Annotated in this window: 24 protein-coding genes, 2 tRNA genes and 1 other RNA gene; 17 read left to right on the forward strand and 10 right to left on the reverse strand. The window is 73.5% G+C overall.

All coding sequences use genetic code 11. The features are described 5' to 3' along the window. Positions 1-1,338: DNA polymerase III subunit gamma and tau (locus tag QK440_RS01905; protein WP_282791153.1), on the reverse strand; the 1,338-nt coding region annotated here is incomplete at its 3' end. A gap of 73 nt (positions 1,339-1,411) precedes the next feature. Next, positions 1,412-1,510, reverse strand: an RNA gene (gene ffs / locus QK440_RS01910) — signal recognition particle sRNA small type. Positions 1,511-1,583: 73 nt separating this feature from the next. Between ffs and QK440_RS01915 the strand changes: the two genes are divergently transcribed. After that, positions 1,584-1,671, forward strand: a tRNA-Ser gene (locus QK440_RS01915). A 273-nt stretch (positions 1,672-1,944) separates the two neighbouring features. After that, the gene (locus QK440_RS01920; protein WP_282791154.1) at positions 1,945-2,658 is read left to right on the forward strand and encodes a sensor domain-containing protein; all 714 of its coding nucleotides are present in this window, start codon (positions 1,945-1,947) and stop codon (positions 2,656-2,658) included. On the opposite strand, the gene QK440_RS01925 is transcribed toward QK440_RS01920, so the two are convergent. After that, positions 2,600-3,559, reverse strand: coding sequence for a DMT family transporter (locus QK440_RS01925; protein ID WP_282791155.1), 960 nt, complete (start codon positions 3,557-3,559; stop codon positions 2,600-2,602). The two genes, QK440_RS01920 and QK440_RS01925, sit on opposite strands and share 59 nt — an antisense overlap. 248 nt (positions 3,560-3,807) lie before the next feature. Here QK440_RS01925 and QK440_RS01930 point away from each other — a divergent pair, with 248 nt between their 5' ends. Then, positions 3,808-4,725 (forward strand): LysR family transcriptional regulator, encoded by a 918-nt coding sequence (locus QK440_RS01930; protein ID WP_282791156.1) that lies wholly within the window; start codon positions 3,808-3,810, stop codon positions 4,723-4,725. A gap of 54 nt (positions 4,726-4,779) precedes the next feature. Here the strand turns inward: QK440_RS01930 and QK440_RS01935 are convergent, their stop codons facing one another. Further along, complete coding sequence (locus QK440_RS01935) at positions 4,780-6,381, reverse strand: ABC-F family ATP-binding cassette domain-containing protein (RefSeq protein ID WP_282791157.1); 1,602 nt, start codon at positions 6,379-6,381, stop codon at positions 4,780-4,782. Positions 6,382-6,829: 448 nt separating this feature from the next. Here QK440_RS01935 and QK440_RS01940 point away from each other — a divergent pair, with 448 nt between their 5' ends. Further along, a complete protein-coding gene (locus QK440_RS01940) occupies positions 6,830-7,420 on the forward strand; it encodes an HhH-GPD-type base excision DNA repair protein (protein WP_282791158.1) in 591 nt (196 codons plus the stop codon). Positions 7,421-7,546: 126 nt separating this feature from the next. Here QK440_RS01940 and QK440_RS01945 read toward each other — a convergent pair whose 3' ends face one another. After that, positions 7,547-9,097, reverse strand: a complete 1,551-nt coding sequence (locus tag QK440_RS01945; RefSeq protein ID WP_282791269.1) for a helicase HerA-like domain-containing protein — start codon at positions 9,095-9,097, stop codon at positions 7,547-7,549. A gap of 216 nt (positions 9,098-9,313) precedes the next feature. On the opposite strand from QK440_RS01945, the gene QK440_RS01950 reads away from it, so the two are divergent. Together QK440_RS01950 and QK440_RS01955 are read left to right on the forward strand one after the other, a co-directional pair. Continuing rightward, entirely contained in the window at positions 9,314-9,610 is a 297-nt protein-coding gene (locus tag QK440_RS01950; protein WP_003999914.1) for a type II toxin-antitoxin system VapB family antitoxin, read from the forward strand. 111 nt (positions 9,611-9,721) lie between these two features. Next, complete coding sequence (locus tag QK440_RS01955) at positions 9,722-10,375, forward strand: LytR C-terminal domain-containing protein (protein WP_282791159.1); 654 nt, start codon at positions 9,722-9,724, stop codon at positions 10,373-10,375. 120 nt (positions 10,376-10,495) lie between these two features. Here the strand turns inward: QK440_RS01955 and upp are convergent, their stop codons facing one another. Next, positions 10,496-11,131, reverse strand: coding sequence for a uracil phosphoribosyltransferase (gene upp, locus QK440_RS01960; protein ID WP_282791160.1), 636 nt, complete (start codon positions 11,129-11,131; stop codon positions 10,496-10,498). Between the two features lie 198 nt (positions 11,132-11,329). Here upp and QK440_RS01965 point away from each other — a divergent pair, with 198 nt between their 5' ends. From QK440_RS01965 to QK440_RS02000, 8 genes are all read left to right on the forward strand, one after another. After that, on the forward strand, positions 11,330-11,497 hold the full coding sequence (locus tag QK440_RS01965; RefSeq protein ID WP_282791161.1) for a hypothetical protein: 168 nt from the start codon (positions 11,330-11,332) through the stop codon (positions 11,495-11,497). A 214-nt stretch (positions 11,498-11,711) separates the two neighbouring features. After that, positions 11,712-12,263, forward strand: coding sequence for a hypothetical protein (locus tag QK440_RS01970; RefSeq protein ID WP_282791270.1), 552 nt, complete (start codon positions 11,712-11,714; stop codon positions 12,261-12,263). Between the two features lie 78 nt (positions 12,264-12,341). After that, positions 12,342-12,773 (forward strand): tRNA adenosine(34) deaminase TadA, encoded by a 432-nt coding sequence (gene tadA, locus QK440_RS01975; protein WP_282791271.1) that lies wholly within the window; start codon positions 12,342-12,344, stop codon positions 12,771-12,773. Positions 12,774-12,878: 105 nt separating this feature from the next. Continuing rightward, positions 12,879-12,963: transfer RNA gene (locus QK440_RS01980), tRNA-Ser, on the forward strand. Between the two features lie 542 nt (positions 12,964-13,505). After that, positions 13,506-13,685: a hypothetical protein gene (locus QK440_RS01985; protein WP_282791162.1), complete on the forward strand. Its 180-nt coding sequence runs from the start codon at positions 13,506-13,508 to the stop codon at positions 13,683-13,685. An 8-nt stretch (positions 13,686-13,693) separates the two neighbouring features. After that, positions 13,694-13,987 carry a Dabb family protein gene (locus QK440_RS01990; protein WP_282791163.1) on the forward strand — a complete coding sequence of 98 codons (294 nt, stop codon included), beginning with the start codon at positions 13,694-13,696 and terminating at the stop codon, positions 13,985-13,987. A gap of 233 nt (positions 13,988-14,220) precedes the next feature. Further along, complete coding sequence (locus QK440_RS01995; protein WP_282791164.1) at positions 14,221-15,048, forward strand: RNA polymerase sigma factor SigF; 828 nt, start codon at positions 14,221-14,223, stop codon at positions 15,046-15,048. 243 nt (positions 15,049-15,291) lie between these two features. After that, positions 15,292-16,326 carry an RNA polymerase sigma factor SigF gene (locus tag QK440_RS02000; RefSeq protein ID WP_282791165.1) on the forward strand — a complete coding sequence of 345 codons (1,035 nt, stop codon included), beginning with the start codon at positions 15,292-15,294 and terminating at the stop codon, positions 16,324-16,326. 466 nt (positions 16,327-16,792) lie between these two features. Here the strand turns inward: QK440_RS02000 and QK440_RS02005 are convergent, their stop codons facing one another. Beyond that, positions 16,793-16,993: a hypothetical protein gene (locus QK440_RS02005; protein ID WP_282791166.1), complete on the reverse strand. Its 201-nt coding sequence runs from the start codon at positions 16,991-16,993 to the stop codon at positions 16,793-16,795. A 173-nt stretch (positions 16,994-17,166) separates the two neighbouring features. Here QK440_RS02005 and QK440_RS02010 point away from each other — a divergent pair, with 173 nt between their 5' ends. The 3 genes from QK440_RS02010 (at position 17,167) to QK440_RS02020 (ending at position 21,204) form a co-directional block, all read left to right on the forward strand. Further along, positions 17,167-17,631 (forward strand): MarR family transcriptional regulator, encoded by a 465-nt coding sequence (locus tag QK440_RS02010; RefSeq protein WP_282791167.1) that lies wholly within the window; start codon positions 17,167-17,169, stop codon positions 17,629-17,631. Positions 17,632-17,651: 20 nt separating this feature from the next. Beyond that, entirely contained in the window at positions 17,652-20,165 is a 2,514-nt protein-coding gene (locus tag QK440_RS02015; protein WP_282791168.1) for an MFS transporter, read from the forward strand. 220 nt (positions 20,166-20,385) lie between these two features. Continuing rightward, complete coding sequence (locus QK440_RS02020; protein ID WP_282791169.1) at positions 20,386-21,204, forward strand: YceI family protein; 819 nt, start codon at positions 20,386-20,388, stop codon at positions 21,202-21,204. A 148-nt stretch (positions 21,205-21,352) separates the two neighbouring features. Here QK440_RS02020 and QK440_RS02025 read toward each other — a convergent pair whose 3' ends face one another. From QK440_RS02025 to QK440_RS02035, 3 genes are all read right to left on the reverse strand, one after another. Continuing rightward, complete coding sequence (locus tag QK440_RS02025) at positions 21,353-22,126, reverse strand: TetR/AcrR family transcriptional regulator (RefSeq protein WP_282791170.1); 774 nt, start codon at positions 22,124-22,126, stop codon at positions 21,353-21,355. Between the two features lie 82 nt (positions 22,127-22,208). After that, positions 22,209-23,783 (reverse strand): MFS transporter, encoded by a 1,575-nt coding sequence (locus QK440_RS02030; RefSeq protein ID WP_282791171.1) that lies wholly within the window; start codon positions 23,781-23,783, stop codon positions 22,209-22,211. A 207-nt stretch (positions 23,784-23,990) separates the two neighbouring features. Continuing rightward, positions 23,991-24,740, reverse strand: a complete 750-nt coding sequence (locus QK440_RS02035) for a response regulator transcription factor (protein WP_282791172.1) — start codon at positions 24,738-24,740, stop codon at positions 23,991-23,993. Between the last annotated feature and the right edge of the window lie 99 nt (positions 24,741-24,839).

The raw sequence follows: 24,839 nt of genomic DNA on the forward strand, positions 1-24,839 counted from the left end.
GGGGCGAGCGGCGCGCACCGCGGCCCGCGCGGCGGCGGCACCGCCCCCGGGCGGGATCGGCGGCCCCACGGGCCCCGGCGGCGGGGCGCCGACGCCGGGCTGCTGCACCCCGGCGTGCGCCTCGGGCCCGGGGACGTACCCCATGGGGGGCGTCGAAGCGGGTCCCTGGGCCATGAAGTGCCCGCCCCGCTCCAGCCGGTCGAGCCGGGCCATGACGGAGCGCTCGTCGTCGTACGCGGCGGGCAGCAGCACGCGCGCGCAGATCAGCTCGAGCTGCAGCCGCGGCGAGGTGGCACCGCGCATCTCCGTGAGGCCCTCGTTGACGATGTCGGCGGCGCGGCTGAGCTCGGCGGCGCCGAAGACGCCGGCCTGGGCCTGCATCCGCTCCACGACGTCGGCGGGGGCGTCGATGAGCCCCTTCTCGGCCGCGTCGGGCACGGCGGCGAGGATCACCAGGTCCCGCAACCGCTCCAGCAGGTCGGCGACGAACCGGCGCGGGTCGTTGCCCCCCTCGATGACCCGGTCCACGATCTCGAAGGCGGCACCCCCGTCCCCCGAGGCGAAGGCCTCGACGACCGAGTCGAGCAGCGAACCGTCCGTGTACCCGAGCAGCCCGGTCGCCATGGCGTACGTCACACCGTCCTCGCGCGCGCCGGCGAGGAGCTGGTCCATCACGGACATGGAGTCACGCACGGACCCGGCACCCGCGCGCACCACGAGCGGCAGCACGCCGTCCTCGATGGCGATGCCCTCGTGCCCGCACACCTCGGCCAGGTACTCCCGCAGGGTGCCGGGGGGCACGAGCCGGAACGGGTAGTGGTGCGTACGCGACCGGATGGTGCCGATGACCTTCTCGGGCTCGGTCGTGGCGAAGATGAACTTCAGGTGCTCCGGGGGCTCCTCGACGACCTTCAGGAGCGCGTTGAACCCCGCCGACGTGACCATGTGGGCCTCGTCGATGATGTAGATCTTGTACCGGCTGCTGGCGGGCCCGAAGAAGGCCTTCTCGCGCAGGTCACGGGCGTCGTCCACGCCACCGTGCGAGGCCGCGTCGATCTCGATGACGTCGATCGACCCCGGTCCGTTCCGCGCGAGGTCGCGGCAGGACTGGCACTCGCCGCAGGGCGTCGGAGTGGGACCCTGCTCACAGTTCAGGCACCGGGCGAGGATGCGCGCGCTCGTCGTCTTGCCGCAGCCGCGCGGGCCGCTGAACAGGTACGCGTGATTGACCCGGTTGTTCCGCAGCGCCTGCTGCAGCGGGTCGGTTACATGCTCCTGCCCGATGACCTCGGCGAACGACTCCGGGCGATAGCGGCGGTACAGCGCGAGAGACGACACGCCTACGAGGTTAATGGCGCCCACTGACAACCCGGACCGCCCGAGGAGCCCGCGCCCCACCACGCGGCCGGGGAACGCAAACGCCCCCCACGCACCCGCCAGAGCCGACCTACCCTTGCTGCCTTCCGGCCCTGGGGGAGTTCAGTCAGATAGCGCCACGTGAGGGGCTGCCCCCCACCCTAGCGGATCCCCGCCCCCGGGAACGAGTTCGCTAGCACTCCTCAACGTCTTGTATTGTTTGCGGCGGAGGATTCGCCTAGAGGCCTAGGGCGCACGCTTGGAAAGCGTGTTGGGGGCAACCCCTCACGAGTTCGAATCTCGTATCCTCCGCCAGTGCCTCACCGGGCACGATGTCGAAGGGCCCCGCTGCTTGCAGCGGGGCCCTTCGTCGTTCTCCGCCCCAGTTCCCGGCCGCGTCCGGCCGCACAGGGGGGCTAGGTACACCCCAGGACGCCACCTCGCCCCATGCCCGGGCGGGCACCGGCGCAGGAGAGTGGAGTCGTCAGCACGGCGCGTCCCCCGCGGAGGCGTCAGCGCGGTCCGCCTTCGCGGACGCGTCAGCACGGCCCGTCCCCGCCGCCGAAGTACACGAAGCAGAGGCCCGTCATGTCCCTCAGCACCCTTTCCGCCTCCCCGGCCGCTCCGGGAGCCGTCGCCCGCCGGGTGGAGCCGCGGCCCGGCTTCTGGCGGGCGCCCGTCTCCCGTGTCACCTTCCGCGAGTTCGGCTACGCGCTCACCTCCCTGCCCTTCGCGATCGCCGGTTTCGTCTTCGCCGTCACGCTGTTCTCGCTGGGCACGGGGCTCGCCGTGACGCTGCTGGGGCTCCCTGTGTACGCGGCCATGCTGGCCGGGGCGCGGGGCCTCGGCGCGGTCGAGCGGCGGCGGGCGCGGGAGCGGCTCGGGCTGGAGGTCGCGGAGCCCGGGGCGGTGCGGGGGCCGGCGGCGGGCGGCGCGTGGGCCGGGGTGCGGGCGCGGCTCGCGGACGCGGCCGGGTGGAAGGCGCTGCTGTTCCAGCTCGTGATGTTCCCGTGGCGGGTGCTGAGCTTCGTGCTCGCGCTCACCCTGTGGCTGACGGGCTGGGCGGTCGCGCTGTTCCCCACGTACTCCTGGGTGTTCTCGCACTACCTGGACTGGCCGGGCTACCGCGTCTTCGACTTCACGACGTCCGGCGGCGAGCACCACGCGTACTACATCGAGTCGCCGCTCCAGGTCGCGGGCGTCAGCGCGCTCGGGGTCGTGCTCGTCCTGCTCACGCCCCTTGTCATCCGCGCGCTGAACAGCGTGGACCGGTCGGCGGTGCGCTCGCTGCTCGGGCGCTGAGGCACCGCGCGGACCCGTCGGCCCCCTCCGCGTCGTGCACGGCCCCGGGGGTGGCCGCCCGCCGGCTGAGCGCCACCCCGGCCAGCACCACGGCCATGCCCGCCACCACCCGGGCGCTCAGCCCCTCCCCGAGGACGAGGGCCCCGAGCGCGACCGAGACCACCGGCAGCAGGTAGCCGACGGTCGCGGCCGCGGTGGGGCCCTCGTCGGCGATGAGGCGGGAGTTGAGGTGGAAGGTCAGGCCGGTGCCGAAGACGCCGAGGACCACGACGGCGACCACGCCGGTGACCGTGGGCGAGGAGGCCTCGTGCGGGGCGGCGGGCAGGCCGAGCCCGGTCAGGCCGGTGGCCACGAGGAGCTGTGCCGCGGACAGGGCGAGCGGCGGGGTGCCGCGGTCGATGAGGTGGCGGGCCATGTACGCGAAGGCGACGGCGTAGCTGACGGCGGCGGCGAGCAGGAGCAGGGCCCCGGTGCTCGCGAGCCCCGTCTCGTGCCAGGGCGCGAAGATCAGCAGCGTACCGAGGAAGCCCAGGGCGAGCCCGGCGATCCGCCACGGTCCGAGACGCCGTTCGGTACCGAGGAGCAGCCCGATCACCAGCGACCACAGGGGCGTGGTGGCGTTCATGACCCCGGCGACGCCGGAGCCGACCGTCTGCTCGCCGATGCTGAAGAACAGGAACGGCAGGGCGTTGCAGAACAGGGCCGCCACGACCAGGTGGGCCCAGGTGCGGCGGTCGCGCGGCAGCCGCTGGCGGGCGGCGCCCGCGAGCCCGAGTAGCACGGCGGCGCCGAGCGCGCACCGGACGACGGTGACGTGCAGCGGGGCGAGACCGCCGTCGAGGGCGAGCTTGATCCACAGAAAGCTCGACCCCCACAGCAGGGCGAGGACGGCGATGCGCACGAGGACTCCCGTCGGTCGTCAGGTGATACGGCGATACGCCCCCCGGCCGCGCCCCCAGCCGCTCCCCCAGCCGTGCCACTCGGGGCGACCCGGCAGACGCAGCGCCTACAGCGCGCCCGACAAGGACGTGTACGCGGACGGGTTCGTAGGCGTACGAGTCGACGGTGCCGCCACCCGAGCTGTAAGACAAGCGAAAAGATGACGAGGCAGGGTTAAGCCCAGCTTCATTCGCCGCCTACGCTGGCGGCATGCTCGACACGCGGCGCATGCAGATCCTGCGGTCGGTCGTCACCAGCGGTTCGGTCACCGCGGCGGCCCGAAACCTGGGTTACACGCCCTCGGCGGTCAGCCAGCAGATGGCGGCCCTCGAGAGGGAGGCGGGCGTCCCCCTCCTGGAGCGGACGGGGCGCGGGGTGCGGCCCACGGACGCCGGGCGGCTGCTCGCGGAGTGCGCCGCGGCGGTCGGGCGGCACGTCGCCGAGGCCGAGACCGCGCTCGCGGATCTGCGCGCCGGGCGCACGGGCCGTATCTCCGTGCGCTACTTCGCCACGGCGGGCGCCCGGCTCGTCGCGCCCGCCCTCGCCCGGCTGCGGCACGAGCACCCGGGCGTCCACACGGAGCTGCGGCTCGCCGAGGACCCGCTGCCGGACGTGAAGGCGGGCCGCGCGGACCTGGGGCTCGTGGTGCGGCGGCACGACGCCCCACCGGTGGACGGCGTCCGGTTCGTCCACCTCCTGGACGACCGCTACCGCGCGGTGCTGCCCCGGGGCCACCGCCTGGCCGGACGGCGGGTGCTCGACCTCGCCGACCTGGCCGACGAGCCCTGGGTGGGCAGCGAGCTCCCCGGCCCCTGCCTGGACGCGGTGCTCGACGCCTGCGGGGCGGCCGGCTTCACCCCGGACTTCGTCGTGGACAGCGGCGACTACGCGACGGCCCGGGGCTTCGCGGCGGCCGGCGTGGGCGTGACGCTGGTGCCGGAGCTGGGGCTGCCCGCGTACGACACCGCCCCCGAGGCGGCCGAGGTGGTCGTGCGCCAGGTCACCAACCCCGAACCCGTGCGCGCGATCTGGGCGGCGGTGCGGGCGACGGCGCCGCCGAGCCCCCTCCTGACGGCGTACCTCGCGGCCCTGCGCGAAACGGCGGAGCGGGGCGCGCGCCCGCGCTGAGGCCCGTACACCCGCGCGTACGGGCCTCATGTGCGCCGTTCACGTCATGCGCGCCTAGTCGAGGGCCACCAGCTCGCGGTACTCCGCGCTCCACAGGTCCTCGGTGCCGTCCGGGAGCAGCAGGACGCGGTCGGGCCGCAGCGCGTCGATCGCGCCCTCGTCGTGCGTGACCATGACGATCGCCCCGGGGTACGTGCCCACGGCGGCGAGCACCTCGTCCCGGGAGGCGGGGTCGAGGTTGTTGGTCGGCTCGTCCAGGAGCAGCACGTTGGCACCGGAGTGCACGAGTCCGGCGAGGGCGAGCCGGGTCTTCTCGCCGCCGGAGAGCACCCCGGCCGGCTTGTCGGCGTCGTCGCCGCGGAACAGGAACGACCCGAGGACGCCGCGGACCTCCCCGTCGGTGAGGCCGGGCGCGGCGGCGGCGAGGTTCTCGCGCACGGTCGCCCCGCCGTCCAGGGTGTCGTGTTCCTGGGCGAAGTACCCGAGCCGCAGCCCGTGCCCGCGCACCACGCGCCCGGAGTCGGGCCGCTCCCGCCCGGCGAGCAGCCGCAGCAGGGTGGTCTTCCCGGCGCCGTTGTACCCGAGGACGACGAGCCTGCTCCCCCGGTCGACGGCGAGGTCGACGCCCTTGAGCACGGTCAGGTCCCCGTACGCCTTCGCCAGGCTCACGGCGCCGAGCGGCGTACGGCCGCACGGCGCGGGTTCGGGCAGCCGGATGCGGGCGACCTTCTCGGCGCGGCGCACCGGCTCGGTGGTGGCGAGCATGCGCTCGGCGCGCCGGTCCATGTTCCTGGCGGCGGTCGCGGTCGCGACGCGGGCCCGCATCTTGTCGGCCTGGGCGCGCAGGGCGGTGGCCTTGCGCTCGGCGTTGGCGCGCTCGCGGGCGCGGCGCCGGTCGGCGGCGGCGCGCTGCTCCAGGTAGGCGGCCCAGGTGGTGTTGTGGACGTCGAGGGCGGCGCGGCCCGGGTCCAGGTGGAAGACGCGGTTGACGACGTCGGCGAGCAGCCCGGTGTCGTGGCTGATCAGCACGAACCCGCCCTGGTACGAGGCGAGGTAGCCGCGCAGCCAGTCCACGGAGTCGCGGTCGAGGTGGTTCGTGGGCTCGTCGAGCAGCAGGACGTCGTGGCGGGCGAACAGCACGCGGGCGAGTTCCACGCGCCGCCGCTGCCCGCCGGACAACTCGCCCACCGGCTGCTCCAGGGCCCGCTCGGGCAGCCCGAGCCCCGCCGCGACGCGGGCGGCCTCGGCCTGCGCCGCGTAGCCGTCGCGGGCCTGGAACACGTCGTCCGCGCGGGCGTACGCCGCCAGCGCCGCACGCTCCGCGCGCGGGTCGGGCGCCGTCGCCAGGGCGGTCTCGGCGGCCCGCAGCGCCCGCACGGCCTCGTCGAGGCCGCGGGCGGCCAGGATCCGGTCGGTGACGGTGACCACCGGGTCGGCGGCGGCCGGGTCCTGCGCGAGGTAGCCCACCGAGCCGGTCCGCGTCACCGAGCCCGCGCCGTACGGGGCCTGCCCGGCGAGGGCTCTCAGCAGGGTGGTCTTGCCGGCGCCGTTGCGCCCGACGAGCCCGACGCGGTCGCCCGGGCCGATGTGGAAGGAGACTCCGGACAGCAGCGTCCGGGCTCCGACGTGAAGGTCGACATCACGTACAGAAATCATGGGATAACGCTCCGCACTGGCGAAAGGACACACGGGTGACGTGAAGGCGTGTGTCCTGGCTAGGAGATGCGGGGCGTCGACATGCGGCCAGGGTAGGCCGGGGGCGGCGTCCGGCGCACAGGATTTTCGGCGGGGCCCCTGGCCAGGGCGGCACGGCCCGGCGCGGCAGGTTCGCGCGCCACCGGACGGGCCCGGCCCGGGGCAGCGGACCAGGCGCGATGGATTAGGCGCAGCGGACCAGGCGCAGGGAGCCAAGGCACGCCGCGCGCCCTCGGCACTCCCATCCCGGCGCGAGGCCCCCGGCCACGCTCCCACCCCGGCGCACAAAGGCCGGACGACCCGGCACCGCTCCCGCCCGGCGCAAGGGCCAGCGCGGCGCCCACCCCCGCCCCGGCGCCCGGCGCTCCCCCGGCAGGCGCAGCACCACCGCCCGGGGGATCATCGCCCCATGGACAAGGACGTCACCCTGCGCCTCGCGCAGCAGGAAGAGGCCGACGCGCTGCTCAGCCGCAGCCCGCTCGCCGCGCTCGTCGGGATGCTCCTGGACCAGCAGGTGCCCATGGAGTGGGCGTTCGCGGGGCCGTACACCATCGCCCGGCGGATGGGCGCGGACGACCTGGACGCGCACGACATCGCCGCGTACGACCCCGAGGAGTTCGCCGCGCTGCTCGCCGAGAAGCCCGCCGTCCACCGCTACCCGGGCTCCATGGCCGGGCGCGTCCAGAAGCTGTGCCAGTACCTCGTGGAGCGGTACGACGGCGACGCGGCCCGCGTCTGGCAGGGCGTCCGCACCGGCGCGGAACTCCTCACCCGCCTCACCGACCTGCCCGGCTTCGGCAAGCAGAAGGCCCAGATCTTCCTCGCCCTCCTCGGCAAGCAGCTCGGCGTGCGCCCCACCGGGTGGCGGGAGGCCGCCGGGGCGTACGGCGAGGCGGAGGTGTACCGGTCGGCGGCGGACATCACCGGCCCGGAGACGCTGCACAAGGTCCGCGCCTACAAGCAGGAGCAGAAGGCCGCCGCCAAGCGCGCCAAGGAGTGACCCCACCGCCCGCAGACCGCCACCACGCCCGCCGAGCAGTGACCCCACCGCCCGCAGGCCGGGGCACGCTCGCAGGCCGGGGCACCGCGGCCGGACCGTACCCCCGCCGCGTGAGCGGACCGAGCGCTACCGCCGGCGCCGTGCCGTCCCGAAGACCGAGCGCGTGATCTCGCGGCCGAGCTGGGTCCCCACCGACCGCAGCAGGGACCTGAACATCCCGCTGCCCACCACCTGCTCCACGACGGAGCCCCCACCGGCCTCTTCCGTGGACGCCTTCCTCCTGGATGCCTTCCCCGTGGACACCTTCCCGGAGGCCCCCTCGGGCGCCGTCGCCTCGGTCGAGGCCGCGGGCGCCGCCTCCCGGGACGCGGCCAGGCGTTCGTACGCGGACTCCCTGTCCACCGCCTGCGCGTACCGAGCGTACAGCGGCGACTCCCGCACCACCCGCTCCAGCTCCTCCCGGGCCACCGGCCCCATCAGGGACTGCGGCGCCCGCAGCCGCGTGACCGCCACCGGTGTCGGCGCGCCCGTCTCGCCGAGCACGGTGACCACGGCCTCGCCGGTGCCGATCCCGGTCAGCGTCTCCTCCAGGTCGTACGCGGACCGCGGGAAGGTCCGCACCGTGGCCTTGAGGGCCTTCTCGTCCTCGGGCGTGAAGGCGCGCAGCGCGTGCTGCACGCGGCTGCCGAGCTGGGCGAGGACGTCGGCGGGCACGTCCTTGGGCGTCTGGGTGACGAAGAAGACGCCGATCCCCTTGGAGCGGATGAGCCGCACGGTCTGGGTGATCGACTCCAGGAACGCCTTGGAGGCGCCCTTGAACAGCAGGTGCGCCTCGTCGAAGAAGAAGACGAGCTTCGGCCTCTCCAGGTCGCCGACCTCGGGCAGGTCGTGGTGGAGGTCGGCGAGCAGCCACATCAGGAAGGTGGAGAAGAGGACGGGCTTGTCCTGGACGCCCGGCAGCTCCAGGACCGACACCAGCCCCTGCCCGTCGTCGGCCGTCCGCAGGAACTCGCCCGTGTCGAACTCCGGCTCCCCGAAGAAGTCCGCCATGCCCTGCGCCTCGAACGCGGTGAGCGCCCGCAGGATGACCCCGGCGGTGGCGGCCGACAGGCCGCCGACACCCTTCAGCTCGGCCCTGCCCTCGTCGGAGGTGAGGAAGGCGACGACGGCCCGCAGGTCCTTGAGGTCGACGAGTTCCAGGCCCTTGCTGTCGGCGTAGTGGAAGACCAGGTCGAGGGACTGCTCCTGGGTCCGGTTGAGCTGGAGCACCTTGGCGAGGAGCAGCGGGCCGAAGCTGGTCACCGTGGCCCGCACGGGGATGCCCGTACCGATGCCGCCGAGGGCGTAGAACGCGCAGGGGAAGCCGCGCGGCTGCCACTCCTGGCCGACGTCCCGGGCCCGCGCGGTGACCTTGCCGCCCGGCTCGCCGGGCGCGGCGATGCCGGAGACGTCGCCCTTGACGTCCGCGAGGAAGACGGGCACCCCTTGGGCCGCCAGTTGCTCGGCGACGAGCTGGAGGGTCTTGGTCTTGCCGGTGCCGGTGGCCCCGGCGACGAGCCCGTGCCGGTTGAGCGCGGAGAGCGGTACGCGCACCCGCGCGTCCGGGTGGCACCGCCCCTCCCACAGGAGCGCGCCGAGGTCGAGCGCGGGCCCTTCGAAGGCGTACCCGGCGGCGATCTCCGCGGCCCCGGCGGGCGCCGGGGAGGCGGCTCCGGACCCGTTCGGGCGGTTTCCGCCATCGGGTGTGGACGGCGTCGCTCGGCTCTCGCTCACTTCGCCCCCTGCTCCCGGCTGGAGAGTTCCCGGTTTGCCCTGCTTTGCTGCGGCATTTCCCAGGGTCGCACTCGGCCGCCGAGGCTGCGCCCGGAGAGTCTTGACCGGTAGGCTTTCCGTGTGATCTTCAAGCGCATCGGAAACGGCCGGCCGTACCCCGACCACGGCCGGGAAAGCACCCGGCAGTGGGCGGACGTCGCGCCGCGCCCGGTCCGCCTCGATCAGCTCGTGACGACCAAGGGCCAGCTCGACCTGGAGACGCTGCTCGCCGAGGACTCCACGTTCTACGGCGACCTCTTCGCGCACGTGGTGAAGTGGCAGGGCGATCTGTACCTGGAGGACGGCCTGCACCGCGCCGTCCGCGCCGCGCTCCAGCAGCGCCAGGTCCTGCACGCCCGCGTCCTCGAACTGGACTGACGCCACCCGCCGCGCGGGCCCGCGTGGACGCGTTGGCCCTTTCGGCTGGACTGCGCGTCCGGCAATGATCATCTAGTAGGCATCGCAGCCGGGCGGCACTACGCTGCGCCCATGAGCATGCTCACTCCCCCCGGCATGGGCGGCAAGTACCGCATCACGGGGGACAAGTACCCGCGTATGCGCCGCCCGAGCGGCCGCCGCAGGCTCGTGCTCGCGGCCGTCGCGGCCCTCGCCGCGGTCGGCCTCATCGGCTGGGGCACCCTGCAGCTCATCGACGTCTTCACCGGCGGCGAGGCGTCCGCGGCCGGGACGGCCACGGGCGCCGCGAAGGCCGGGGACTGCGCCGGACGCCCGGAGAAGAAGGCCCCGCCGCTGCCCGAGCCGCGCCGGATCACCGTGAACGTCCTCAACGCCACCCCGCGCGGCGGCCTCGCCAAGGAGACCGCCGACGAGCTGAAGAAGCGGGGCTTCACCATCGACAAGGTCGCCAACGCCCCCAAGGCGTACGACAAGAAGGTGCGGGGCCCCGGGATGGTGCTCGGCCCCAGGTCCGCCGCCGACACCGCCCTGCCGGTGCTCGCCGCGCAGCTCGCGGGCGCGGAGCAGCGCACCGACGCCCGCAAGGGCACCACGGTCGACCTGATCATCGGCAACCAGTTCAAGGCCCTGGCCGGACAGCGCGACGCCGCCCGGTCCCTGGCCGCGCTGGCCACGTCCCGGACGGCGTCCGCGAAGCCGTCGTCGGCCGACGGCAAGCACTGCTGAGGCGGCCCGCACCCGAGGGGGGCCGCACCCGCGGAAATACCCGGGGGTCCCGGGCACGGAGAGGCCGCGCCCGCGGAGCCACCCGGCGGTCCCGTACGCGGAGGGACCGCGGCCGCGGTCCTACTCGGCGGTCCCGTACATGCGGTCGCCCGCGTCGCCCAGGCCGGGCACGATGTAGCCGCTCTCGTTCAGCCGCTCGTCCACCGCGGCCGTCACCACCGTCACCGGCGTGCCCGCCAGCTCCCGCTCCATGACCTCGACGCCCTCGGGGGCCGCGAGCAGCACCACGGCCGTCACGTCGTCCGCGCCGCGCTTGATCAGCTCCTGGATGGCCGCGACCAACGTGCCGCCCGTGGCGAGCATCGGGTCGAGGACGTACACCTGGCGGCCCGAGAGGTCCTCCGGCATGCGCGTCGCGTAGGTGGACGCCTCCAGCGTCTCCTCGTTGCGGATCATGCCGAGGAAACCGACCTCGGCGGTCGGCAGCAGCCGCACCATGCCGTCGAGCATGCCCAGACCGGCCCGCAGGATCGGCACCACCAGCGGCTTCGGGCTCGACAGCTTCACCCCGGTCGTCCGCGTGACCGGCGTGTCGATGTCGACCTGCTCGGTGCGCACGTCCCGGGTCGCCTCGTACGCGAGCAGGGTGACCAGCTCGTCGGCCAGGCGCCGGAAGGTCGGGGAGTCGGTGCGCTTGTCGCGCAGCGTGGTGAGTTTGTGCGCCACCAGCGGGTGGTCGACGACGTGGATCCGCATTGTTCAACAGTAACCGGGCGAAGCGCCCCCTCCGTCCCCGCGGCCCGCCCCGCCCAGGGGGTTCCGCCGCGCTCCTCCCGGGTGCCCCGTGGGTCCCTCACGCCCCTCGCGTCCCGCACGGGGCCTCGTCCGCCATCCGCCCGCATCAACCGCCCCGCCCGGGGGAAGGTGATCGTACGAACTGGGGTGGTGTGGCCGATGCCCGAGCGGGAACCGCGTGAGTCCGACGCCGAGCGCCGACGGCGCCGTGCCCAGTTCCTGCGCGAGCTGACCGAGGCGCGCGAGCTGCGGGAGCGGGTGACTCCGCGCCGCGCCCGGGCGGCCCGGCTGCGACAGGCGATGCGCATGCGTACGTTCCGTTGGTAGCGGCCGAGGGGTGCCACGCGTCGGCACGGCCGGGAACAGCGCGGAAACAGCATGTGATTCGCAACGCGACGCGGACACAGCGGCCCGAAGACCTCTCCTGAAGCCGTTGTTTCTGCCACGATTCCGAGTGGGCGGGGCTCGGCACAGCACTCCCGCCCCCGACGTCCGCCGGGGGGATCCCCAACCGGCGCCTATGAACAGTGGGAGAGTCACGGTGTACTTCGCCGCACTGCTCGCGCGCACCGAAGACGGGTGGGAAGCGAGCGACACGGAGCTCGACGATGTGGAGACCCTGTCGGATCTGACCGACCTGGCCCGCGAGGCCGCCGCCGAGTCGGGCGGTGCCGACGACGAAACAGTGCTCGTCTTCATCGAGCAGGAGGACGCGTGGTTCGGCGTCGTCCGCGTGGACGGCGAGGACGACCCGCGCATCTACGTCTCGGACGCGGCCGCCGCCGCCCGCAGCGCCTACGGCGAGATCCTGCTCACCGACGAGATGCTGGGGCGCGACCCGGACGACGCCCCGGACGACCTGGACGCACTCGACCTCGACGGCACGGAGGACGGCGACGACGGCGACAGCCAGGAGGAGGACGAGACGGCCGTCGGGGGCGAGACCCTGCCCGCCGGACCGCTCGGCGACCGGGGCATCCTGAGCGACCTCGGGGTGCCGGAGAAGGATCTGCTCGCCCTGGAGAGCGGCGACGCCCTCAACGAGATCGCCGACATCCTCGGCGCCGCGGAGGTCCTCGAAGCCGTCCGGTGATCACCCGCGCGCGGGGTCGGTTAGGTTCGCCGTGTGACACATCTCCCCGATCCGGTACGGGACCGCTGGCGGGCGCCCATGCGGCTCGCCCTGGACGAGGCCGAACAGGCCGTCCGGGGCGGTGACGTGCCCGTCGGCGCCGTCGTGCTGTCCCCGGACGGCGAGACGGTGCTCGCCCGCGGCCACAACGAGCGCGAGGCGGCCGGCGACCCGACCGCCCACGCCGAGGTCCTCGCCCTGCGCCGCGCCGCCGCCGCGCTCGGCTCCTGGCGGCTGCCCGGCTGCACGCTCGTCGTCACCCTGGAGCCGTGCGTGATGTGCGCGGGGGCACTCGTGCAGTCCCGCGTCGACCGCGTCGTCTACGGCGCTCGCGACGAGAAGGCCGGCGCCACGGGCTCCCTCTGGGACCTCGTGCGCGACCGGCGGCTCAACCACCGCCCCGAGGTCGTCGAGGGCGTGCTCGCCGACGACTGCGCGCGGCTGCTCACCGCCTTCTTCCGGGACCGCTGACCGGGGCCGCCGACCGGGGTCCGGCGGAGCCCGGCCGGGGCCGGTGCGGAACCCGGCCGGAATCGGATTTCGGAGCACGGCCCACCTTGGGCTAGGATCTCTCCCGGTAGCGTGTCCGAGCGGCCGAAGGAGCTCGCCTCGAAAGCGAGTGTGGCGCAAGTCACCGAGGGTTCAAATCCCTCCGCTACCGCTCTTCGCACGAAGGCCCCGTCCATGCGGACGGGGCCTTCGTCGTGTACCGGGCTGGTCGTCGCGTGCCGTATTCGTGGTCGCGTGCCGTAGTCGTGTGCCGCGTGTGCCGTACTCGTACTCGGACTCGCACGCGGACAGGGAAGCGCCCCGGCGCCGCCACGCGCGCGGGGGCGTCCAAGAGGCCGGGGGAAGCGGCCACGGGGGTCGGCCGCCTCCCCCGATGAGGGCCGGCACTCCCAAGTCCGCGCCGCCACCGGGGGAAGAGGCGGCCGGACTCCGCAGTGGAGACCGGTCCCGGGCCCGTGGGCTCCTGCCAGATCCCCCGGGCTCACCCCCCATCCTCCGCCCGGAGCGGGCGCGCGGCCGCGGGCGAAGGACCCGCCCGCCGGGGCCGTTGGTCCTCAAAAAATCCGATCAGTCAGCACCGCGTTAGACTCGCCCGGCAACAGGCGGCACCCGCGCGGCCGCCGGGGGCGGCGCCGGCGCGCGGACACGGCACGACGGGGGGAGCGGGATGAGCCGGCACGGGGAGGGCACAGCGTGAAGGACCCAAAGAAGCTCCTTCTCTTCGTCGTTGTGGTGTTCGTCCTGTACGTGATCATCACGGACCCGGCCAAGGCCGCCGACTACGTACAAGTGGGCTTCGAGGGCATCTCGAACGCCGCCAAGGCCATCGGCGACTTCATGACCTGGGTCGCCAACGGGGGCAAGGACGACTAGGAGCACCTGTGATCCGCCATCTGGTCCTGTTCAAGCTGAACGACGGCGTCGAGCGCGACGACCCGCGCGTCGTCGCGGGCGCCAAGGCCTTCGAGGAGCTCGGCGGCCTCGTCCCGGAGCTGGAGTTCTGGGAGTGCGCCTGGAACATCTCCGAGCGCCCCATCGCGTACGACTACGCCATCAACTCCGCCGTCGCCGACCAGGACGCGCTCCGCCGCTACCTGGAGCACCCGGCCCACCAGGCGGGTGTCGCGCTCTGGCGCGAGTTCTCCACCTGGGTCGTCGCCGACTACGAGTTCTGACCCCCGCGCACCCCTGCGCTCCCCCCGCGCGTCGCGTCTCCAGCGGCCCCGCACCGTCGAGGTGCGGGGCCGCTCGGCGTCGTGCCGCCGCCCTGTCCCCGGGCGGCCCGCACCCTCGCGGCGTCCAACACGGAGTTATCAGGTGCTTGCACACAGTGCACATGTCTTGTGATGCTATGACCGCTTTTGACGGATGAGTTGACCGAGTTGATCGGGTTGACCGATGCGAAGGGGTGGCGTTGACCTTGCCGGCCAGTTCCGTGCCCGAAGCGCCGCCCGCGAAGGGGCCTGCGAGCACCCGGGGCGCCGACACACGGGCCCTCACCCAGGTCCTGTTCGCCGAGTTGAAGGACCTGCAGCCGGGCACCCCCGAGCACTCCCGGGTGCGCGCCGCGCTCATCGAGGCCAACCTGCCGCTGGTGCGGTACGCGGCCGCGCGCTTCCGCAGCCGCAACGAGCCGATGGAGGACGTGATCCAGGTCGGCACCATCGGGCTGATCAACGCCATCGACCGGTTCGACCCGGACCGGGGCGTGCAGTTCCCCACGTTCGCCATGCCGACCGTCGTCGGCGAGATCAAGCGGTACTTCCGCGACAACGTGCGCACCGTGCACGTGCCCCGGCGGCTGCACGAACTGTGGGTGCAGGTCACCGGTGCCACGGAGGACCTGACGACGTCCTTCGGCCGGTCCCCCACGACCGCCGAGATCGCCGAGCGGCTGCGGATCAGCGAGGAGGAGGTCCTCGCCTGCATCGAGGCCGGCCGGTCGTACCACGCCACGTCCCTGGAGGCCGCGCAGGAGGGCGACGGGCTGCCGGGGCTGCTGGACCGGCTCGGGTACGAGGACCCCGCCCTCGACGGCGTCGAGCACCGCGACCTCGTCCGCCATCTGCTCGTACAGTTGCCCGAGCGGGAACAGCGCATCCTGCTGCTGCGGTACTACAGCAACCTGACCCAGTCGCAGATCAGCGCCGAACTCGGGGTCTCCCAGATGCACGTGTCAAGGCTGCTCGCGCGGAGCTTCGCGCGGCTTCGATCCGCAAATCGGATCGAGGCGTAACCGCTTCGGGTGGAGCGGCTTCCGGGCCGTTCCCGACGCACCACCGCGTACAGAAGGCCGGGACCCTCTCTTTCCTGCGTGTACGTCACCCTCACTTGTCGACAAGTCACTACAGCGCGTTGCCGACATGTGACATTCTGCTGGAACCGCGTTTGCCGCAGCTCCGGCTCCGGTATGCAGGTGGAGGCTGCGCTCCTTCCTGAGGGCGCAGGCCGCGACCGTCCGCGACCTCAAGGGGGTGGCATGTCCGCAGACCAGGGCAGCTCCAAGGTGCTCACGCTTGCGCTCGAAGGCGGCGAGAGCGCGTCGGCCTCGTCGTCCTCGTCGTCCTCGACGTCTCCGCTCTCGGCGTGCTCGTCGTTCTCGTCCGCACCCGACGCGCTGCACGGCCCCGGTGCCGGTGCCGCGACGGCGCCGGAGGCGGGTGTCGCGGTGGCGCCGGAGGCCGCTGTCGTGATGGTGCCGGAGGCCGTCGTCGTCACGGCGCCGGAGGCCGCTGCCGTCACGGTGCCGGACGGCCTCGACACCCGCACCCTGTCCCGCTCCCTCTTCCTGCGGCTCGCCGCGCTCGACCAGGACAGCCCCGAGCGCGTGTACGTCCGAGACACGCTCATCGAGCTCAACCTGCCGCTGGTGCGGTACGCGGCCGCGCGCTTCCGCAGCCGCAACGAGCCGATGGAGGACATCGTCCAGGTCGGCACGATCGGGCTGATCAAGGCCATCGACCGGTTCGACTGCGAGCGCGGGGTCGAGTTCCCCACCTTCGCGATGCCGACCGTCGTCGGGGAGATCAAGCGGTTCTTCCGGGACACGAGTTGGTCGGTGCGGGTGCCGCGCCGGCTGCAGGAGCTGCGGCTCGCGCTCACCAAGGCGAGCGACGACCTCGCGCAGCGCCTCGACCGGTCGCCGACCGTGCCGGAGCTGGCCGCGGTGCTCGGCGTCTCGGAGGAGGACGTCGTCGACGGCCTCGCCGTGGGGAACGCGTACACCGCGTCCTCGCTGGACTCGCCCGCGCCCGAGGACGACGGGGGCGAGGGGTCCCTCGCGGACCGGCTCGGGTACGAGGACTCCGCCCTGGAGGGCGTGGAGTACCGGGAGTCGCTGAAGCCGCTGCTGGCGAAGCTGCCGCCGCGGGAGCGGCGGATCATCATGCTGCGGTTCTTCGCCAACATGACGCAGTCGCAGATCGGCGAGGAGGTCGGGATCTCGCAGATGCACGTGTCCCGGCTGCTCACCCGCACGCTGGCGCAGCTCCGGGAAGGGCTCATCTCCGACTGAGCCGGCCGTCACCCAGGGCGGCGTCGTTTGTTCGCCCGCCCTGGGAACGTTTCGCGGTGCTTGCTCTGTCGCGGTGCGTTCTCTGCCGCAGTTCGCTCTCTGTCGCGGTGCGTTCTCTGCCGCAGTTCGTTCTTTGCCGCGGTGCGTTTTTACCGGTCCCGCGCCGGGGCTTTGGGCTGCCCGTCGTCGTTGGCCGGGGTCGCGCCGCCCTCCCCCGTGCCGTCCTTCCCCGTGCCGTCCTTCCCCGCGCCGTGCTGCGCCGCCCCGTGCCCCGGCGGGGCCGCGGCGGTATGTCCGTCCTCGCCGTCATGTGCGCGGGGCGGCTCCCCGGTGCTCGGCGCCCCCGTTGCTGTGCTGCGGGCGGACATACCGCCGCGTCCCCTCGCGTTTCGTCCGCGGCTGCCGCTGTGTGGGTCTCGATGCCGTTGGTTGGCCGGTTCTCTGCGGTGCTTGGCTCGTTCTCGTACTACTTGAGGGCCAGCCAGGCCACTGCTGCCACGATCACGATCGCCGCGACGACGCCGATGATCAGGCCGATGCGCGGGCCCGCGGGCGCCGCCTGCTGGGGGGCGCGGCCCTGGGGGGCCTCGTCGACGAACGCGCGGAACATCTGGGTGGAGCCTGCGGGGTCGTGCTGGCCCTGCGGGGCTTGGGGGTTGTGTGCCATGGGGCAGGACCCTAGCGAATCCCGGGTGGTCCGCCCAACCCCCTGCTGACCGGCGGCTTTACGGGCGGTGGGCCTGAGCTTTGCCAGGGTTTTAGCGGAGTGGGGCGGATTTAGTTTGCCTGTGGCAACCAACTGCTTTTATCGTTGCCCTAAGCAACGAAAGAGAGGGTGCCGTGGCCGCTCAGCGTCAGTACGAGGAGCTGGCCCGCCAGCTCAGCGCCATCGGAGCCGTCAAACGCGACCTCGCCCGGAGCCTGCCGTACGACTGCCCTGCGGGCTCGGCGGCCGTCCTGACGCTGCTGAGCCGCTACGGCGAGATGCGCATGAGCAGGCTCGCGGAGCTGCTCGCCGTGGACATGTCGGTGACCAGCCGGCACGTCGCCCACGTCGCCGAGCGGGGCTGGATCGAACGGTCCCCCGACCCCGCCGACCGGCGCTCGCGCATCCTGCGCCTCACCGCCGCCGGGGTGCGGCAGATGGAGGTGCTCTCGGAGTGCACGACGAACGTGCTCTCCGAGCGGCTGAGCGACTGGTCCGACGACGAGGTCGGCCAGCTCATCGCGCTGATGGCCCGGCTCCGCGCCAGCTTCGGCGAGTGCCGGCCGCGCCTGGCACCCACGACCCGTACACCCGCGTAAGAATCAGGAAAAGGAACCCCATGGCAACATCCACACCGTCCGGTGTGCGGGGCAGCCATGCCAAGCACGGGGGACATCAGCACAGCAGCGCGCCGATGACCCACCGCCAGATCATGGAGGCGCTCTCCGGTCTCCTGCTCGGCATGTTCGTCGCGATCCTGTCGTCGACGATCGTCTCCAACGCCCTGCCCGAGATCATCGGCGACCTCGGTGGCGGACAGTCCGCCTACACGTGGGTCGTCACCGCCGCCCTGCTGTCGATGACGGCCAGCACGCCCCTGTGGGGCAAGCTGTCCGACCTGTTCAGCAAGAAGGCGCTCGTCCAGATCGCGCTCGTGATCTATGTGCTGGGGTCCGTGGTCGCCGGGCTCTCGCAGAACGCGGGCATGCTCATCGCCTGCCGCGTGGTGCAGGGCATCGGCGTCGGCGGTCTCTCGGCGCTCGCGCAGATCGTGATGGCCGCGATGATCTCGCCCCGGGAGCGCGGCCGTTACTCCGGCTACCTGGGCGCCACCTTCGCCGTCGCCACCGTCGGCGGCCCGCTGCTCGGCGGCGTCATCACCGACACCTCCTGGCTCGGCTGGCGCTGGTGCTTCTACGTGGGTGTGCCGTTCGCGATCATCGCCCTGATCGTGCTCCAGAAGACCCTGAAGCTGCCCGTCGTGAAGCGGGACGTGAAGGTCGACTGGGCCGGCGCGCTCCTCATCACGGCCGCGGTGAGCCTGCTGCTCGTCTGGGTCACGTTCGCGGGCACCGGCTCCGGCAAGAAGTACGACTGGCTGTCGTGGCAGACGTACACCATGGTCGGCGGCGCGGTCGTGCTCGGGCTGCTCTTCCTGCTTGTGGAGTCCCGGGCCAAGGAGCCGATCATCCCGCTGCGGCTCTTCCGCAACCGGACGATCACGCTCGCCTCGGCGGCCTCGCTGTTCGTGGGTGTCGCGATGTTCGCGGGCACCGTGTTCTTCAGCCAGTACTTCCAGTTGGCGCGCGGCGAGTCGCCGACCATGTCCGGTGTGCTCACCATCCCGATGATCGGCGGCCTCTTCGTCTCGTCGACCGTCTCGGGCCAGCTGATCACCAAGACGGGGAAGTGGAAGGCCTGGCTGGTCAGCGGCGGCGTGCTGCTCACCGCGGGGCTCGGGCTCCTCGGCACCATGCGGTACGACACCCCGTACTGGCACATCGCCGTGTACATGGCCCTGATGGGTCTCGGCATCGGCATGATGATGCAGAACCTCGTGCTGTGCACGCAGAACCAGGTGGCACCGGAGGACATCGGGGCCGCGAGCTCCGTCGTCACCTTCTTCCGGTCGCTCGGTGGCGCCATGGGCGTCTCCGCCCTGGGTGCCGTGATGTCCACGCGCATCACCGACTACGTGAAGGACGGCCTCGCCGACCTCGGTCCGAAGGCCGCGCAGTTCGGCCACGGCGGCACCGGCGGCGGTGGCATCCCCGACCTGGACAAGCTGCCCGAGCCGCTGCGCACCGTCATGGAGAGCGCGTACGGGCACGGCATCGCCGACGTCTTCCTGATCGCGGCGCCCATCGCCTTCGTCGCCTTCCTGATCACCCTGTTCATCAAGGAGGTGCCGCTGCGCTCCGCCGGGGCCCTGCAGCAGGCCGCGGAGCCCGCCCCGGCCGCCGCCGGTGACGCGGCCGCGCCCGTCGTCGAGCAGCCCGTGCCCGCCGCGGTCGCCGCGACCGCCGAAGGTGCCACCGCCCCGCAGCAGGCGGCCGTCCAGGCCTCCGCCGGGGGCGAGCCGCCCGCGGTCGGCGGGATTCCGGTACGCGGCTTCGTGCGCGGCGCCGAGAGCGCGCCCGTGCCCGGGTCCGCGGTCACGCTGATCTCGCTCGGCGGCCGGCAGGTCGGGCGCTCGGTCGCCCGCGCCGACGGCTCGTACGCCGTGGACGCCCCGGGCGCCGGGTCGTACGTCCTGATCGCCTCCGCCGACGGGTTCCAGCCGCAGGCCTCGACCGTGGTGGTCGGTGACGAGCCGCTCTCCTACGACGTGCTCCTCAGCGGCACCAGCGGGCTCAGCGGTGTCGTGCGCAGCGCCGAGGGCAAGCAGCCGCTGCCCGGCGCCATGGTCGTCGTGACCGACGTGCGCGGGGACGTCCTCGCCACCGGGGCCTCCGGCGAGCAGGGCGAGTTCACCTTCGGCGAGCTGGTCCCGGGGACCGTGACCGTCGCCGTCAACGCGGCCGGGCACCGCCCGGCGGCGCTGCCCGTCGAGGTCGGCGCCGTGGGCGTCACCCGCGTCGAGGTCGAGCTGCGGGCCGGCGCCCGGGTGCTCGGCACCGTGCGGGCCGCCGGCGGACCGCTGGCCGACGCGCGGGTCACCCTGGTGGACGCGGCGGGCAACGTCGTGGCCACCGCGACCACCGGGACGGACGGGGCGTACGCCTTCACCGACCTGGACGGCGGCGACTACACCGTCATCGCCGCCGGGTACCCGCCGGTGGCCACCACGCTCGCCGTCACCGGCGAGGGCGTGGAGGACCACGAGATCGAACTCGCCCACCCGGGCGAGTGACCGGACCCCGCCCCCGGCCGCGTACGAGCGGACGCGGCCCGGGGCGGGCCAGGCCCCCGGTACGGCGGCGACGTGTACGGCAGGGGACGGCCGGTTCGCCGCCGCCGGGGGCCGAACGCGTGGGTCACACACCCACCTCGACCAACGATCAGCAGACTCCGCGACGGGCACGGGTCCCGCGGGAGCGGCGCCCGCCCGGGCGCACAAGGGGAGAAGGCTTATGGGGATCAGCGCGCGGATTTCGACACGGGACGGCTGGGCCGTACCGCACGCCGTCGTGACCGTCACCGACATGACGGGGGCGCAGGTGCTGCGCGCGGAGGCGGACGCGGAGGGCGTGGTGCGCGACACCACGGCCCTGGCCGCGGGCCCGTACACCGTCATCGTGACCGCCGTCGGGTACGCGCCCGCCGCGGCCACCGCCCTGGTCACCGCCAGCGGGCGCGCCGAGGTCGGCACCGTCGTGCTCGCGCGGGCGGGCGGCAACGAGCTGCCGCCCCCCGGGCCGTGGACCGTCGACCCCGCCCACTCCTCCGTGGGCGCGGTCGCCCAGCACCTGGGGATCTCCAGCGTGCACGGGCGGTTCACCGCCTTCTCGGGCCGGGTGGAGGTCGCCGAGGACGTCGCCAAGTCCCGTGTGGAGGCCGTCATCCGGGCCGACTCCATCGACACCGGCAACAGCATGCGCGACGACCACCTGCGCGGCCCCGACTTCCTGGACGTGGCCGCCCACCCGGAGATCACCTACCGCTCGACGGGCCTGGAGCCCGCCGGGACCGACCGGTGGACCGTGCGCGGCGAGCTCGCGATGCGCGGCGTCGTCCGGCCCGTGGACCTCGACCTGACCTACCTCGGCACCGGCGCCGACCCCTGGGGCGGCACGCGTGCCGCCTTCCGCGCCACCGCCGAGCTGCGGCGCGAGGACTTCGCCATGAACTACAACCAGGTCCTGCGCGCCGGGATCGCCGCGATCGGCACGACGCTGAAGGTGGAGCTGGACATCCAGGCGGTACGGGGCGAGGTGCTGCCGGGGGCGTAGCCGCCCGCGTGCGCGTACGGCGGCGGGGCCCGGCGCGAGATGGGGCCCGCGTACAACGGGAGGGGCCCGGCACGGACGAGCGTGCCGGGCCCCTCCCGCGTACGGGCTCGCGCGCGGGGCGTACGGCTCCCGGGCGGCGCCTACGGGCTCAGCGGCGGGCGAGCAGGCTCTCGATGCCCGCGATCAGCAGGTCGAGCGCGGCCTCGAAGTCCCGGTCCCACATCGCGTCGACGGACTCCTCGCCGCGGGACTCCATCAGCTCCCGGGCGCCGCGGACCGTCTCGTCGTGCGCGAGGCCCTGCTCGACCGTGCCGAGCGCCTCGCGGAAGTACTCCTCCGTCGTCATCCCGGCCTCCGCGGACCGGGCGCTGAAGTGGCCCTGCATGGTGCCGTACCCGTACACGAACTGGAACACCGCGGCGATCGCGCCGTTGCGCTCCCGGGGCGCGAGGCCGGTGTTGCGCACCGCCTGCTGCACGGCCAGGGAGTACCGCCGCCAGTTCGGCCCGATGTTCAGGAACCGGCCCACCAGCGGCGACACCCAGGGGTGGCGGATCAGCAGCGCCCGGTACTCCGCGGCCAGGGAGCGCAGTTGCTCGCGCCACGCGGACGGGTCGGAGCCGGTGTCGGGCAGGCGCACCTCGGCGCCCACCGCGTCCAGGGCGAGCTCCAGGAGGTCGTCCTTGGTGTCCACGTACCAGTACACGGACATCGCCGTGACCTCCAGCTCGGCGGCGAGCCTGCGCATGGAGAACCTGGCGAGCCCCTCCGCGTCGAGCAGCCGGACCGTCGCCCCGGTGATGCGGTCCCGGTCGAGCCCGGACGGCTGGTCGCCCTTGCGGGCGGCACCGCGCCGCGCCTTGCCGTCCAGCCAGACGCTCGCGCGCGCCGGTCGACTCGCGCGGTCGGCTGCCTTCACCATGGCGGACCTTCCTGGTACGGATCCTGTTGCCGACGGGCCCGGGCGGGTCCGTCGGAGCACTCCGGCGCACCGGCCCCCGATGCTATGCGGACGGCCGGCCCGCGGGACCGCAGGCGTGCTGCTCCTCGTCCGGGGCGCCGGGCTCCGGCGTGCGCTGTCGCCCTGAGTCTGCCCGCTCGGCCCGCCACAGCAACGCCGCCGCGAGGGCGCCGCCGAGGAACACCGCGACCGCGCCCACCAACTGGCTCGTCTCAAGGCCCGAGGAGAACGCGTCGGCGACCCGCTGCCGCTCGGCCGCCGAGCCCGCCGCCGCGAGGGCAGCGGGGAAGGACGCGGCGGAGACCGCGGCGAGCGCCGAGAAGCGGGAGCTGAGGACGGCGCCGAGCACCGCCACGCCGAGGCCGTTGCCGAACTCGGCGAGCGTGCCGTTGACGCCCGCGCCCACCCCGGCCTTCTGCGGCGGTATGGCGCTCATGATGGCGTTGGCCATCGCGGGCATGGCGAACGCGATGCCCGCGCCCATGACGACGAGGCCCGCGAGCATGCCCGCGTAGTCGTGGCCGCCGAGCACCGCGATCACCGCGAGCCCACCGGCCAGCATGGTCATGCCGACCAGGATCGTGGCCGGGCTGCCCAGCCGGGCGTGCACGCGCGCGCCGATGCCCACCGTGTTGAGCACGACCACGCTGACCGCGAGCGGCGCGGTGCGCAGCCCGGCCTCCAGCGGCTCGTAGCCGAGGACGAACTGGAGGTGCTGGGTGAGCAGGTAGAGCGAGCCGCCCATCCCGAAGGCGACGAGGATCGCGCCGGTCACCGCGCCGACGAACCTCTGGTCGCGGAAGAAGTGCATGTCCAGCATCGGGTACGGCACCCGCAGCTCCCACCACGCGAACGCCGCGAGGACGGCCGCGCCCACGCCCGCCGCCACAAGCACCCGCACCGACGTCCAGCCGTGCGTGGGGCCGGAGATGATCGCGTACACGACCGCGCCCATGCCGACCGTCGAGAGCAGCGCGCCGGGCAGGTCGGGGCGGTCGCCGAGGGGGTTCCTGGACTCGGGGACCAGCTTGACCACGGCCGCGACACCGAGCAGCGCCACGGGGATGTTGACCAGGAAGATCGCGCCCCACCAGAAGTGGTTCAGCATGACGCCGCCGATCAGCGGCCCGGCCGCGAACCCGAGGGAGTTGACGGTCGCCCACAGGCCGATCGCCTTCACCCGCTCGTCGTCGTCGAAGATCTGCACGACGACCGCGAGCGTGGTGGTCATCAGCAGCGCGCCGCCCACCCCCATCCCGGCCCGGGCCGCGATGAGCTGCCCGGACGTCTGCGCCAGGCCCGCGGCGAGGGAACCGGCCCCGAACAGCACGAGGCCCGCGGTGAGCATCTTCTTGCGGCCGTAGCGGTCCGCGGCGCTGCCCGCGGTGAGCAGCAGGCCGGACTGGACGAGCGAGTACGCGTTGATCATCCACTGGATGTCGGCCGACGCCGCGTCGAGTTCCCGGGTCAGCGAGGGGATGGCGACGCTCAGGACGGTGTTGTCCAGCAGCACGGTGAGCTGGGCCAGGCAGATGACGCCCAGGATCAGCCAGCGCCGCGGGTGCCGGCCGCTCGGTGCGGCGGCCGACCCGGAGGGCCCGGCGGTGGTTGCCGTCATACGGGCTCCTTCGCTTCTACGGTGTACGGGACGGGGTCGTCGTACACCGTAGAGGAAGCGCCATACACCGTACAAGGGCGGGCGGGCCAGGTGTGGCCTCGAGGGAGGGGCGGGCCCTGGCTTCGGCTTCGGCTTCGGCTCCGGCTTCGGCAGCGGCAGCGGCAGCGGCAGCGGCAGCGGCAGCAGGCGTGCGAGACCCGCCCGGGATCAAGCCGCGGAGGCGGCGGGTTTGATCAGGTACCCGGCGCCGCGCCGCGTGTGGATCATCGGCTCCCGCCCGGCGTCGATCTTCCGGCGCAGATACGAGATGTACAGCTCGACGACGTTGGCCCGGCCGCCGAAGTCGTAGCTCCACACCCGGTCGAGGATCTGCGCCTTGCTGAGCACGCGCCGCGGGTTGCGCATCAGGTACCGCAGCAGTTCGAACTCGGTGGCGGTCAGGTGGATGGGCTCGCCGCCGCGGGTCACCTCGCGGCTGTCCTCGTCGAGGGTGAGGTCGCCGACGGCGAGCACGGAGTCGGAGCGCCGCCCGGGCACAGCCCCGGTCCGCCGGATCAGCCCGCGCAGCCGCGCGACGACGTCCTCCAGGCCGAACGGCTTGGTCACGTGGTCGTCGCCGCCCGCCGTGAGCCCGGCGACACGGTTCTCGGCGGTGTCCTTGGCCGTGAGGAACAGCGCCGGCACCCCCGGCAGCTCCCGCCGCAGCCGGCCGAGCACGGAGAGACCGTCCATGTCGGGCAGCATCAGGTCGAGCACGACGACGTCCGGCCGGAAGCTCCGCGCGACCCGCACGGCCTCCGCGCCGTCACCGGCGCTGCGGATCTCCCAGCCCTCGTAGCGCAGCGCCATGGACAGCAGCTCGGTGAGCGACACCTCGTCGTCCACGACGAGCACGCGGACGGGACTCCCGTCCGCCCTGAGCAGTTCGGTACGCCCCTGGGGCGAGATCGTGGTCATGCCCTCAGCGTGGGCACGGGTCGTGAGAGGGGGCTTGGGGGTGCCTGTGAATTCCCTGAGAACCCTGGCCCCTGGGCCTTGAGCGGGCCCCTTGCGCGG

Source organism: Streptomyces sp. CC224B, from assembly GCF_030010595.1.
Classification (GTDB): domain Bacteria; phylum Actinomycetota; class Actinomycetes; order Streptomycetales; family Streptomycetaceae; genus Streptomyces; species Streptomyces longispororuber.

What these genes read in the sequence shown, in the direction of transcription:
- QK440_RS01920 (WP_282791154.1), top strand. Translation starts at nt 1,945, where the DNA reads ATGTCCCTCAGCACCCTTTCCGCCTCCCCGGCCGCTCCGGGAGCCGTC.
- QK440_RS01930 (WP_282791156.1), top strand. Translation starts at nt 3,808, where the DNA reads ATGCTCGACACGCGGCGCATGCAGATCCTGCGGTCGGTCGTCACCAGC.
- QK440_RS01935 (WP_282791157.1), bottom strand. Translation starts at nt 6,381, where the DNA reads ATGATTTCTGTACGTGATGTCGACCTTCACGTCGGAGCCCGGACGCTG.
- QK440_RS01940 (WP_282791158.1), top strand. Translation starts at nt 6,830, where the DNA reads ATGGACAAGGACGTCACCCTGCGCCTCGCGCAGCAGGAAGAGGCCGAC.
- QK440_RS01955 (WP_282791159.1), top strand. Translation starts at nt 9,722, where the DNA reads ATGAGCATGCTCACTCCCCCCGGCATGGGCGGCAAGTACCGCATCACG.
- upp (WP_282791160.1), bottom strand. Translation starts at nt 11,131, where the DNA reads ATGCGGATCCACGTCGTCGACCACCCGCTGGTGGCGCACAAACTCACC.
- QK440_RS01965 (WP_282791161.1), top strand. Translation starts at nt 11,330, where the DNA reads ATGCCCGAGCGGGAACCGCGTGAGTCCGACGCCGAGCGCCGACGGCGC.
- tadA (WP_282791271.1), top strand. Translation starts at nt 12,342, where the DNA reads ATGCGGCTCGCCCTGGACGAGGCCGAACAGGCCGTCCGGGGCGGTGAC.
- QK440_RS02000 (WP_282791165.1), top strand. Translation starts at nt 15,292, where the DNA reads ATGTCCGCAGACCAGGGCAGCTCCAAGGTGCTCACGCTTGCGCTCGAA.
- QK440_RS02005 (WP_282791166.1), bottom strand. Translation starts at nt 16,993, where the DNA reads ATGGCACACAACCCCCAAGCCCCGCAGGGCCAGCACGACCCCGCAGGC.
- QK440_RS02015 (WP_282791168.1), top strand. Translation starts at nt 17,652, where the DNA reads ATGGCAACATCCACACCGTCCGGTGTGCGGGGCAGCCATGCCAAGCAC.
- QK440_RS02020 (WP_282791169.1), top strand. Translation starts at nt 20,386, where the DNA reads ATGGGGATCAGCGCGCGGATTTCGACACGGGACGGCTGGGCCGTACCG.
- QK440_RS02025 (WP_282791170.1), bottom strand. Translation starts at nt 22,126, where the DNA reads ATGGTGAAGGCAGCCGACCGCGCGAGTCGACCGGCGCGCGCGAGCGTC.
- QK440_RS02030 (WP_282791171.1), bottom strand. Translation starts at nt 23,783, where the DNA reads ATGACGGCAACCACCGCCGGGCCCTCCGGGTCGGCCGCCGCACCGAGC.
- QK440_RS02035 (WP_282791172.1), bottom strand. Translation starts at nt 24,740, where the DNA reads ATGACCACGATCTCGCCCCAGGGGCGTACCGAACTGCTCAGGGCGGAC.